Annotated in this window: 10 protein-coding genes; 3 read left to right on the plus strand and 7 right to left on the minus strand. The window is 48.0% G+C overall.

Annotated elements, in window-relative coordinates; genetic code table 11:
• Nucleotide 1: 1 nt before the first annotated feature.
• Complete coding sequence (locus RIH33_RS10980) at nt 2–874, plus strand: bestrophin family protein (RefSeq protein ID WP_406654784.1); 873 nt, start codon at nt 2–4, stop codon at nt 872–874.
• Here RIH33_RS10980 and RIH33_RS10985 read toward each other — a convergent pair.
• The 6 genes from RIH33_RS10985 to RIH33_RS11010 form a co-directional block, all read right to left on the minus strand.
• Entirely contained in the window at nt 871–3,300 is a 2,430-nt protein-coding gene (locus RIH33_RS10985) for an ABC transporter permease (protein ID WP_406654785.1), read from the minus strand. The genes RIH33_RS10980 and RIH33_RS10985 overlap by 4 nt on opposite strands.
• A gap of 153 nt (nt 3,301–3,453) precedes the next feature.
• Nucleotides 3,454–4,341, minus strand: a complete 888-nt coding sequence (lipA, locus tag RIH33_RS10990; RefSeq protein WP_406654786.1) for a lipoyl synthase — start codon at nt 4,339–4,341, stop codon at nt 3,454–3,456.
• Between the two features lie 58 nt (nt 4,342–4,399).
• On the minus strand, nt 4,400–5,101 hold the full coding sequence (locus RIH33_RS10995) for a hypothetical protein (protein WP_406654787.1): 702 nt from the start codon (nt 5,099–5,101) through the stop codon (nt 4,400–4,402).
• A 57-nt stretch (nt 5,102–5,158) separates the two neighbouring features.
• The gene (ytxJ, locus tag RIH33_RS11000; protein ID WP_406654788.1) at nt 5,159–5,518 is read right to left on the minus strand and encodes a bacillithiol system redox-active protein YtxJ; all 360 of its coding nucleotides are present in this window, start codon (nt 5,516–5,518) and stop codon (nt 5,159–5,161) included.
• On the minus strand, nt 5,511–7,007 hold the full coding sequence (locus RIH33_RS11005; RefSeq protein ID WP_406654789.1) for a hypothetical protein: 1,497 nt from the start codon (nt 7,005–7,007) through the stop codon (nt 5,511–5,513). The genes ytxJ and RIH33_RS11005 overlap by 8 nt, the downstream gene beginning before the upstream one ends.
• Nucleotides 7,008–7,080: 73 nt before the next feature.
• The gene (locus RIH33_RS11010) at nt 7,081–9,054 is read right to left on the minus strand and encodes a thiamine pyrophosphate-dependent enzyme (protein WP_406654790.1); all 1,974 of its coding nucleotides are present in this window, start codon (nt 9,052–9,054) and stop codon (nt 7,081–7,083) included.
• A gap of 79 nt (nt 9,055–9,133) precedes the next feature.
• On the opposite strand from RIH33_RS11010, the gene RIH33_RS11015 reads away from it, so the two are divergent.
• The gene (locus tag RIH33_RS11015; protein ID WP_406654791.1) at nt 9,134–10,372 is read left to right on the plus strand and encodes a M16 family metallopeptidase; all 1,239 of its coding nucleotides are present in this window, start codon (nt 9,134–9,136) and stop codon (nt 10,370–10,372) included.
• Nucleotides 10,369–10,854: a 2-C-methyl-D-erythritol 2,4-cyclodiphosphate synthase gene (gene ispF, locus RIH33_RS11020; RefSeq protein WP_406654792.1), complete on the plus strand. Its 486-nt coding sequence runs from the start codon at nt 10,369–10,371 to the stop codon at nt 10,852–10,854. The genes RIH33_RS11015 and ispF overlap by 4 nt, the downstream gene beginning before the upstream one ends.
• Here the strand turns inward: ispF and RIH33_RS11025 are convergent, their stop codons facing one another.
• Nucleotides 10,855–12,228, minus strand: a complete 1,374-nt coding sequence (locus RIH33_RS11025; RefSeq protein WP_406654793.1) for a DUF4302 domain-containing protein — start codon at nt 12,226–12,228, stop codon at nt 10,855–10,857.
• Nucleotides 12,229–12,231 lie beyond the last annotated feature (3 nt).

The raw sequence follows: 12,231 nt of genomic DNA on the forward strand, positions 1-12,231 counted from the left end.
AATGATTCAATACAACCCAAGATCCTGGTTCTCTCTCATCTTTGATGTTTACAGCCGGTACGTCATCAAGTTACTCTTTCCCCTGCTCCTTTTCGTGGGCGTTTTCACCCTGCTGCTGTGTTTCCTGGTCATAGATGTGTTGAATCTGCACTATGGCGGGACCATTGCCTTTCACTCCATTCTGGGGGTGATTCTGGGTCTTTTTCTGGTGCTCCGTACCAATACAGCCTATGACCGCTGGTGGGAAGGGCGTAAGCTTTGGGGTCAGCTGGTCAATGACAGCCGTCAAATAGCCATTAAAATAGATGCATTCCTGCCGAAGGAAGCGACCGAGGATCGGGAGTTTTTCAGGAGAATGATCCCCAATGCCGCCTTTGCCATCAAAGAACACCTGAGAGACAGCATCCTCGTAGGCGAAATGGACACCATCAATGATGAGATCAAAAGTAGGATTATCAAGAGTAAACATCGCCCAAACATGGTCAATCGCCTGCTCTACGACCGGGTAATGAAATGCGTGAAAGAAGGGACAATTACCGCTGAGCAGTTGTTCATTCTCGACAAGGAACTCAAAGGGTTTACGGACATAGTTGGAGCCTGTGAGCGGATCAAGTCCACCCCTATACCCTATTCATACAGTATGTTTATTAAGAAATTTCTGTTCATTTATGCCATTACCCTGCCCATCAGCTTTATGTGGGACTTTGGTTACTGGACAGTCTTTATCGTCATGCTGGCCTTCTACTTTCTGGTGAGCATCGAACTGATCTCAGAAGAAATAGAAGATCCCTTTGGCACAGACATCAATGACCTGCCACTGAATGAGATTGCCCTCAAGATCAAGCGTAACGTTTCAGAAATTTTACACAATTAGTCATCCTTAAGAGTTTCTGCGGGGTTGATGAGAGCCGTACTGATGGTTTTATGACTGATGGTCACAATGGCGATGAGCATGGTTACTACAAATGAAACAATAAAGAACCCTGGGCCGATGCTAATGCTAAAAGCAAAGGTATTCAGCCACTCACTGAGAAAGTAGAACGCCAGGGGTGTGGTGATGCTAAAGGCAATGGTCATCAGGATGATTACCTCTCTGGAGAACATGCTGAGAATGCTGAAGACTGAAGCACCCAAAACTTTCCGAACGCCTATTTCCTTGGTTTTATTCATGGCGATGAAAGAGATCAGACCATAAAGTCCCAGACACCCGATAAGTATGGAGATGCCTGCAAATACTTTCATCAATGCGGTAATTTTCATGACATCTTCATATTCCTCGGCGAGTGTTTTGTCATAGAAATCATATTCCCTGACGTATTGCGGGAAGATATGCTCCCAGGTTTGCTCAAAATGAGCTTTTGCCTCAGTGATGGCGGCAGGGGAGGTGGTTTTGAATGAAAGTGTGTAAAACATATGTGGTGCATGAATAAACAAAATGTAGTCGAGATCCTCTGCCAATGAGTAGGCATGGAAATCTTTCACTACTCCGACCACCTTTTTGTCGCCACCCCAGCCGGTACTCAGCGTCTCACCCACGGCCTGGTCATATCGGTCTTTGAATCCCATCAAATCTGCTACCTTCTGGTTGATCACCACATTGGTACTGTCACCTTCACGAATATCTCTGCCAGCCAGCAGCTCTATTTCGAACAATGAAATATAGTGGGGGTCTACCGCTTTGAAGTTACCATGATAGGCCTTTGGAGATTCCAATGGGGCATAGTTGAAGTTACTTTTGGAGTTGGAGTTTCCTGTGGGTTCACTCAGAGAAAAGGAGACGGATTCGATGGCAGGCGAGCTCAGCATCATTTGCCGGAAGCGTTCCAGTTTCACCGCATCGCGTTCAGGCACATAAGAGGAGAGAATGGCTTTGGTTTGAAAGCCCAGGTCTTTGTTAAGGAAAAAGTCTGTTTGTGACGACACAATGAGCGTGCCGATGATCAGAAACTGGGAAATAGCAAACTGAAGTGTTACCAGTCCTTTTCTCAAAGAGAGCCCTCCGGAGTGCGTACTGTTGGTGATTTTTTTCTTGAGCGCATCCACTGCGTTCATCCTGGAAAGGAGCATGGACGGATAGAGGCCCGACAGAAAAGTGACCACCGTAAAAAGAACCAATAGGAAAGCGAGCGTGTCAGGTGACTGGAGGAGCCCCACGGTCAGCTGGTGGCCTATAATGTCTCGGAGTAGGTTGAACATGACCTCAGCAATGGCCAGAGCCAATAGGAGGGCAAAGCACGTGATCATGGCTATTTCTGCCAGAAACTGAAAGACCAGCTGACGGCTCATGCTACCAATGGCTTTTCTGATCCCAATTTCTTTGGCCCTGTTGGCAGCCTGGGCTGTGGCCAGGTTAATAAAATTGATACAGGCCGTCAGTACCAGGAAAACACCGATGAGGCCTAAAGCAATCAGAAACTCGATGGAGGAAGTTCCCGCGAAGGAGTCGTACTCTTTATCAAAATGGATTTCAGCAAAAGGCTGAGCAACGTAGCGCGTTTCTTCTGACTCTCCTTCTCCCCGATATTTTTCCACAAAACCGATCATTTTCTGATCAAAAGCCACCCGGTCAAAACCTGCTGCCGGGAGGAAATAGGTGTTGGTATTGGAACTGGTGGAGTTCCAGCTGGTGCCCTCACGAAAGTATGGGTTGATTTCACCCCCCTGACTTCCATAGTCAAAGAGGTAGGAAAAAGGCAATGAAGTGGTGGAGGGCGGGTCACCAATGATCCCGACCACTTTGAAGTCCATTACATTGCCATAGTTGATCAGCTTCGTAAGGGCCAGGTGCTCTTCACCCTCTTTCAGACCAAATAATTTTCGGGCCTCTGAGCGGGAAATGACCACTGACCCGGGAGCGGTCAGAGCCTGGGCCTGATCACCGGCCACCCACTCCACAGTAAAGAGGTCGAAAAACGAAGGTTCGGTGAAGGCGATGCCTTCATCAATGAGAAATTTGTGCATTTCTCCATTTTCATCATAGGTGTTGAGTTGGCTGCCATACTGATATTGGGTGCGCACCACATGGCTGATTTCCGGAAAGTCAGCTTTAAGGGCAGGCCCCAATGGATGCGGCGTGCCCATGCCTTTTTCCACGCGATCAGGATAGATGTTCTGATTGACTACCCGATATAGGGATTCATAATTTTCCTGATGCTTGTCAAAACTGGTTTCGAACTGAATGACTTTGTAAACGACCAGCGCACAGCCAATGCCGAGGGCCAGTCCAGACATATTGAGAAAGGTATAAACCTTGTTGCGCTTAAGGTTTCTGAGTGCTGTGATGAGGTAATTTCTAAACATGCTCAATCTGCATTAAAATGGTGCCGATTTTTGTGCGCCAATATAGTGCCAATTGAAAAAGGGGCCATCAGCCCCCTTCAATGAATATTTTGTTTCAACACTATCTGCAAACCGTACATTAAACTGTCCGGTGGTGTACAAAAAGGGTCGGATTTAAATGGGCACATTTACGTGCCGCTCCGCATGATAAGAAGACCGCACCAACGGTCCGGATTCCACATACTTCAGGCCTCTTTTAAGCCCTTCTTCCTTGTAGGCTTCAAATTGATCCGGGTGGATAAATTCAGCCACCTCGATGTGCATTTTGGTAGGTTGCAGGTACTGACCCAGCGTGAGAATATCCAGGCCATTGGCCGCCAGGTCATCCATGGCCTTGTGCACTTCATCTATGGTTTCTCCCAGGCCCAGCATGATGCCCGATTTGGTTCTTTTGCCAGCCTCTTTGGTCAGTCTGGTTTGCTCCAGGCTTCTCGCATATTTGGCTTGTGGACGGACTCTTCTGTAGAGCCTTTCGACTGTTTCCATGTTATGAGAAACGACTTCCTGGCCTGGTTCGATCATTCTGTAGAGGGCATCCCAGTTGCTTTTCACATCTGGTATGAGCGTTTCTATGGTGGTGGAGGGGCTGAGCTCTTTGACTTGTTTCACTGTCTGATACCAGATTTCAGCGCCTTTGTCCTTCAGTTCATCACGGTTTACCGAGGTAATCACCGCATGTTTTACACCCATGGTTTTGATGGCTTCTGCCACACGTTTGGGTTCTGCTTCGTCATATTCTGGTGGTCGGCCGGTAGCCACCGCACAGAAAGTACAACTACGCGTGCAAACATTCCCCAAAATCATGAAAGTAGCCGTACCCGCTCCCCAGCATTCGCCCATATTGGGGCAGTTTCCACTCTCACAAATGGTGTGGAGCTTGTGCTCATCAACGATTTTCCGCACGTTGGCGTACTCACGTCCTACGGGCAGCTTTACGCGTAGCCAGTTAGGTTTTTTTACTTTTTGAGCTTTATCCTGAGATACTGTGGGTAGTTCTATCATGCTTGTAAAATGTAATGCAAAGAAAGCTTGGGCAGGTCAAAGTTCCAAACAAGGGATTTTACCTCCTTGTTCCCCAGTACATGGTAAAATACAAGGCAGAAAAGACTGCCGAGTTTTTCTGGGTCGGAATCAGTATGATTTCTTTCGGGAAGGCTTCCATTGTCACCCCCATTTCCACACCGGCTACATTGTTTTTGAAGGCACCAAACTCAAATGAAAGGCCGGCTTTGGCATTGAGTCCAAAGGTAAGCTCGGATTCTCCAAGCCCCTGAAAGAGTTTTCCAGATCCCTGAATGCTGTTGAAATTTCGGTGTACCTCAGAGTCAAAAGGAACATAATTGCCATTGTAAAGGATATAGTAAGGGGCTATAACGCCTATGGTGGGGCCTCCCGCTACTATACCACTGATCTGTACGCCCTGCTGGGGGGCTTTTTTGAACAGCAATGCCTCCCGGCCGTAGAGGCCTCTGATGGAATAAAGAAAATTCTGTTTGCCCCAGACGAAAGAGGTACCGGACGTGGGAGAGAGATAACGCTGCTCCTGGCGGTGCTTTACGTTCATGATCTCAATCCCGTAAACAGCAAAAAGGTCTTCTTTTTTTTGTTTGGCCAGCTTGAAAACCACCCCTCCAATGAGGCCGCCCCTGGTGTTTTTGTTGAGCCCCCAGGTGATCTCCGTGTCATATTCATTGCGATCAGGCTGAGCCACTGCCAGCAGGCAGGCGGAAATAAGCACCATGATCAAAATGACTTTTCTCATACAGAATGAAGATATACTAGGACACTATAACAAATGTAAAAAGAGATTCCCCTGATTCTATGCAGATATGGGTTTAATATTCTCGACGATTTCGTCAAATGAAATGCCAAAGTGTGAATTGTCGTAGATGGATTTTCCGTTTTGTATGATGAGTACCTGCGGAGATTGGTGATCCACGGCAAACCTCTCGGCAATCTGGTTTGAAAGCTCCCGATAGGCTATTAGGTCAAGAAAGTAGGGCTTTAGCTCACCTACTTTTTGGTTATCCCATTTACGCTCCAGGCGGCTAAGGGAGGCGGCGCTGATGGAGCATCTTGTGCTGTGTTTAAAGATGACAACAGGGTGTGTGTGTGAAAGAGTATTGATTTCTTCCAGTTGATCAATACTCGTAAGGGGATTCCAATTAATTTCAGTCATTCCAGATTTGTGCTTCTTTGCGATCAAACTTAGGTTTTAAAGTAGTATCTGTAACAGCATTAGGCTGTTGTTTGTTCCGGTTTACTCTCGTCCAGAACAAATTCCACTTTCTCATACTATTTCTGATCATTTCGCTATCCTGATTTGCTTTGGTATAATTAGCACTTGGGTGCATATTATTTTCTGTAATCCACTTTTTCTTATAGCTGCCAGTGTAGCCCGCTGCCTCTTTGTTTTGCTGAGGGTCATACCGCTCTGCTTTTTTACGACTTTCAAAAGCCCCCGTTACCCCGGAGGCAATCAGGTTATCCAGGTCATAATACCACTTGGTCTTTTTACTGTCGGTTCCCTTATACTCGGTGGCTGCATAGTCATACACACGGGATTTTTTCAGTTTTTCATTTACATCAAAGCGGTGTTTGCCTGTGGAATAGGCGGGTGATATCCAGCCCCATCGCATGTTGTCATAAGGTGAGCCCTCCGAGTACCTCGTGTCCACGCCCTTATCCTTTTTGGTGAAAGGAGACCCGGCCGAATACCTCGGATTCACGCTCTTGTCTTTGGCAGTGAAAGGTGAGCCTGCTGAGTACCTGGGGCTGACACTTTTCTCCCTGGTGGTGAAGACATTGCCCGCAGAATATCGCGGACTGACCATCTTATCTTTTTTAGTATAGGGAGATCCGGCAGAGTACCGGGGTCCTGAATCTTTGCTGAAAAGCCCTGAAAGGGAGAATTCCTTTTGGAATGGATCACCAGCAGAATACCTCGGACTCACTGGCTTTTTCTTGGCCCAGAAATCCCTTCCGGTAGAGTATCTCGGGCTGACCATTTTGTCTTTTTTGGTAAATGGCGATCCGGCGGAATACCTGGGCCCTGAATCTTTGCCGAATAGTCCGGAAAGGGAAAATTGCTTTTGGAATGGGTCACCGGCAGAGTACCTGGGGCTGACCATTTTATCTTTTTTGGAGTACGGTGATCCTGACGAGTACCTTGGCCCATAGCGCGGATCAAAAATCCGGGATAAAAAGGATTGCTTAAAGGGGTCCCCCGCCGAATACCTGGGAGTGACAAACTTGTCCTTTTTGGTAAAAGGTGATCCTGGTGAATATCTGGTTGAGGATTTCTTGCCAGACATAATGCCTGCGATTCCGGAGGAAGAATACCTTGGCGCCTTGTGTTCGTAGCTTTTAAAGAGTCTGCCTCGGCTGGAGCTACTGCTGCGTGGAGTGACTGATTTTCGTTTGTTAAACGAGGCAAAGGGTGACCCTGAAGAGTACCTGGGAGCTCCACCGAGTGGTTCGTGTTTCTGAGGCCCATGACTCGAAGAACCCTTTTTCTTTTTGAAAAGGGAGAATCCATCCCCTTTGCCCTTCTGCTTTTGCGTTTTCAGCCGGTTTTCTGAGTCGGTGATGAGCTGCGCACGACCATCATTGCTCAGATAAGCAGAAAGGAACAATGAAAAAGAAAAAATAAAGATAAGTCGCTTCAAAACCTGTTCGTGTACTTAACCAAAGATTTGAATTTTCCCGCGCAATCCCAATCAATTAACCGTATATCGGCAATTAATAGCCCATTAGGGCCTGTATTTTAGTCTTTAACCTTGATTTGGGCAAGAAATTTTCTTCAAGTGCTTTGGCGAAGGGAACAGGTGTGTCCAGGCTGGCTTCACGCATGACCGGAGCATCCAGGTGCTCAAAACAGTGCTCGCCTATCCAGGCGGCGATTTCGCCGCCTATACCTCCGGTGAGACAATCCTCATGCAAGACAAGTACCCGATTGGTTTTTCTGGTGGTCGCTGCCACAGCCTCTTTGTCCCATGGGAGGAGGGTGCGCAAATCCAGAACATCTGCAGAAAGGCCCATTTCATCAATGGCCTCCAGCGCCCAGTGCACACCCAGTCCGTAGGTGATGATTGAGAGCTGATTCCCTTCACGGGCCAGTGCCGCTTTGCCCACTTCGGTGGTATAGTAGCCGTCCGGTACCTCTCCACTCAGTGATCTGTACAAGTATTTGTGCTCAAAGTAGAGATACGGGTTAGGATCTTCAATGGCGGCGTTGAGCAGTCCTTTGGCATCTGCCGGATTGGAGGGGTATACCACTTTCAATCCCGGAGTATGAACAAACCAGGCTTCGTTAGACTGGGAATGAAAAGGGCCGGCACCTACTCCCGCCCCCGTGGGCATGCGCACTACCACATCGGCATTTTGTCCCCATCTGTAGTGGGTTTTTGCCAGGTTGTTGATGATCTGGTTAAACCCACAGGTTACAAAATCAGCAAACTGCATTTCCACCACACTTTTGATCCCGGCAATGGAGAGTCCAAGTCCTGTGCCTACAATGGCTGATTCGCAAAGCGGAGTGTTTCGCACGCGGGCTTTGCCAAATTGCTCAACAAACCCTTCCGTGATTTTAAATACCCCACCATAATCAGCCACATCCTGACCCATGATCACCATTTCAGGATATTTTTCCATACTCTCCCGCAGTCCGTCGGAGATGGCATCCACTAACCTTTTTTCGGAAGTGTGGGAGCCAGCGGGCACTATTTCCTGATCAAAGGGCGCAAACAGGTCGGCAAATTCAGCTTGTGTATCACTTTCAATAGCAGGCTGTGCAAAAGCCTTCTTTACCGAATTATTCACCTCAGCACGGATTTTGGCCTTTATCTTTTCCAGCTCATCTGAAGTCACCACTTGCTCTTTCAGGAGATAGCGCTCAAAATTTTCGATCGGGTCTTTCTGAGCCCAATGCTCCATGAGTTCCTTAGGGACATACTTGGTGCCAGAAGCTTCTTCGTGCCCGCGCATTCGAAAGGTTTTGGCTTCAAAAATGATCGGGCGTGGCTTTTTCCTGATGCTTTCTACCAGGGGCTCCAGTTCATTGAGTACTTCCAGAATATTATTGCCTTCCACACTGTGGGCCTCTATCCCGTAGGCAGGTCCTTTGACCACAAAGGAGTCAAAATTGAACTGCTCAGAACTTGGGGTGGAGAGGCCATAGCCATTGTTCTCAATGATGAAAATGACTGGGAGGCTCCATACAGAAGCCACATTGAGCGCTTCATGAAAATCCCCCTCCGAAGAACCACCATCCCCAGTAAACACGATGGTTGCCTTTGGCTCTTTCCGCAATAACCTGGACAGCGCAATGCCGTCTGCTACCCCTAATTGTGGGCCGAGGTGGGAAATCATCCCCACGATGTTATGAGCTTTGGACCCAAAGTGGAAAGAACGATCCCGCCCTTTGGTAAATCCATTCGCCTTGCCCTGAAACTGCTCAAAAAGCTGTGTGAGTTCCACGCCTCTGGATGTAAAAACCCCCAGGTTTCGATGCATGGGCAATATGTATTCATCTTTTTCAAGGGCCAGCGCGGCCCCCACGGAGATGGCTTCCTGACCGATACCGGAAAACCATTTGCTGATTTTCCCCTGACGGAGCAGGATGAGCATTTTTTCTTCTATTAATCGGGGAGTGACCAGTTCGGAGTAAATGGCCAGGAGTTGTTTATCGGACCTTTTTTTACGATCAAATTTCATGGGGCTAAAAAATTTGCCCAAAGGTAAAATTTATCCTATCAAGTAATCCACCAGGGATTATTTAATTTTGGCGCCCAACATGGTAGCATACAAAGAACACACACTCCCCAACGGACTACAACTGATCGTACACGAGGATCACAGTAGCCCGGTGGTTTGTCTCAACATCCTTTACAAAGTAGGCTCCCGGAATGAGTTGCCACACAAAACAGGCTTTGCCCATCTTTTTGAACACCTTATGTTTGGGGGCTCTAAAAATGTGAAAAATTTTGATGAGCCACTTCAGGCAGTGGGTGGAGACAACAACGCCTTTACCAACACAGACATCACTAATTATTACATCACCATTCCATCTGCCAATGTAGAAACCGCTTTTTGGCTGGAGTCTGACCGGATGCTGAGCCTTTCTTTTGATCCGGAGGTGCTGGAGGTGCAGCGCAAAGTGGTGATTGAGGAGTTTAAGCAGCGCTACCTCAATCAACCTTATGGGGACGTTTGGCTGAAGTTGAGGCCGCTGGCTTATCAGAAGCACCCCTACCAGTGGCCGACGATCGGGAAGGAAATCAGCCACATAGAGGAAGCGACGATGGAGGACGTGAAGAGCTTTTTCAATGCGCATTATCATCCGGGCAATGCTGTGCTGGTAGTGGCCGGGGATATTTCGGAGAAAAAAGCCCTTGAGTTGACCAATAAGTGGTTTGGAGAAATACCGGGAAAGGCGGCAAGCAATGGCATGATTGAGGCGGAACCTCCTCAGACCGCACCTCGATTTATGGTGGTGGAGGACAACGTACCTGCCGATGCGATTTATAAAACCTATCATATGCCCAATCGATTAGGCAAACCCTATCATGCGGCGGATCTCCTAAGTGACATCCTCGGCAGAGGTAAGTCAGCCATTCTTTTCAATGAGTTGGTGAAGAAAAGACCCCTGTTTTCCAGCTTATCTGCCCACGTCACGGGGAGTTATGACCCGGGCCTGTTGGTCATTTCCGGGAGGTTGTTGCCAGGTGTAGACCTGAAGGAAGCCGATCAGGCTATTCAGAAGCATTTGGAACCAATGAAGCAAAGTATGGATGCGGAGCTGCTACAAAAGGTAAAAAACCAGGCAGAGGCCACCACCGTATTCGCGGAGGTGGATTTGCTGAACCGGGCCATGGGGCTGGCCTATGCGGCCTTCCTGGGCAATGTCAACCTGATTAATGAAGAACTGGACCAGATTAAGTCTCTTAAGGCCGAGGACATATTGGAATCAGCCAGAATGATCCTGAGAGAGGACAACTGTACCACCATGTATTATCAAAAAAGAGCACAATGAAACCAAACATCAGAGTAGGGTACGGATATGACGTTCACGCCCTGGCAGAAGGCGTGGATTTTTGGATTGGAGGGATCAAAGTACCACACACCCATGGTGCTTATGGTCATTCGGATGCTGATGTGCTCATACATGTCATATGTGATGCCTTGCTGGGTGCTGCCAATATGCGTGATATCGGATTTCACTTTTCTGACAAGGATCCCCAGTATAAAGGCATTGACAGCAAAATACTTTTGAAAAGGGTGGTGGACCTGTTGGATGAGGCTGGTTTTGGGATCGTGAATGTGGATACTACTGTCTGTCTGCAGCAACCCAAACTCAGTCCTTACATAGAACCCATGAAAACCAAACTGGCAGAGGTCATGGGGCTACCGGTGGAGGATGTCTCAGTCAAAGCGACCACTACGGAAAAACTGGGTTTTGTGGGCAAAGAGGAAGGCGTGGCCGCCCATGCAGTGGTGCTGATTTATAGAAAGTAATTACTTCACCAGCACAAACTCATAGCCATTGCAGGGATTGTAAAACTGAAAAACGGTGAGTCCGCGAATGGGTAAGTCATAGGCGTACACCGAGCCGCCTTCAAAGACTTCATCCAAAATCTCAGTGAGAGCCGCTTCTTCCTCCGGTGTGGTTGTGGTGGAGTAGTAATATTCATCCTGCCATTCCATTTCCAATCGATTACCCACGGCAGTAGGAGTGAAAGACCGGAGGTAGAATGAAGAGTTTTCGTCCTCATCTTCCACCAAAAAACCTGCAGCGTTGGCGGGAATACTGTCTGACTCAAACCCATAGGTCATGATAAAGGCGATCGCATTGGGAAGTTTTTGCTTGATACTTCCTTCTTCAGCCAACGAGCGGAGACTGTCGTCAAAAATGAAGGGAATGTTCACACTGTACAGGCTGCCAGCTTGTGGCTCAAACCCCAGTCCACTGCTGTTGAAAAGGTTCTTGGTGAGGGTTCCTCCACCAGCTACCGTATAAACCGGCGTATTGACAGCAGAAGTCTCGCACAGTGGACTTCCTGTTTCCGAAAAGTCGCCCAGCGTCAGTTCACTCAGCTCAACACTCTTGGCTCCCACATTAAATTGAACAGGGTCATTGAAAATAATTTTTCCATCCAAAAATGTATAGCCACTGGATTGATTCAGGCTCACGCTGGTTCCCGACAGTACTTCCTCCAGGCTACTTCCCGATCCGGCCAGGTCAAAAAGGACCATTCGTTTGGCCAGGTTTATGGACCAGAATACGGAAATATCCAGGTCACTGAGATAAAGCTGCTGGGTAGGGCTGGCACCCCCGAAAAGTCTTGGGGACTGTCCTGCATAGAGGTCAAAATTTGCTGCGATCTCCCGCGAAAAGGCGGATTGGTCTGTGGCATTGGCCTCAGAGAAAACAATGGAGGTCGGATCATTGAGGTCGGATTTACTCCTGAAGTAAAGATCACCATCGTCTTTTTCTTCATAGACAAACTCAAACTCGGCACCAAAACTGGCCTGATCGAGCTCGAAAAGATAATGGAGGGCACCATAGGTTTCAAAAATCAACTCAAGCCCCTGACCAGCATCTATCCGGTAGGGAATGGTTTGCTCATGAAACTCTCCGGCGTTGGCTGCCAGGTCTGTGGAGATAGTGACTGTCCCATCATCCTTAAACTTCATGATCATAAAGAACGAACCGGAGGTGGTAGTTGGCTGGTAGAAGACCTTCCAGCCATTGGCAGGATCCATGAGGTCTTCGCGGAGCGCCTCTACAGCCGTTGATACCCGATCTTCCACAGAGGGCAGTCCTTTTTCATCCTCCTGGCAGGCAGTGAACAGACTCAAGATCAAAAGGCTCAGTAGAATCTTCTTCATTCG

This window comes from Marinoscillum sp. (genome assembly GCF_040222955.1).
Lineage (GTDB): Bacteria > Bacteroidota > Bacteroidia > Cytophagales > Cyclobacteriaceae > Marinoscillum.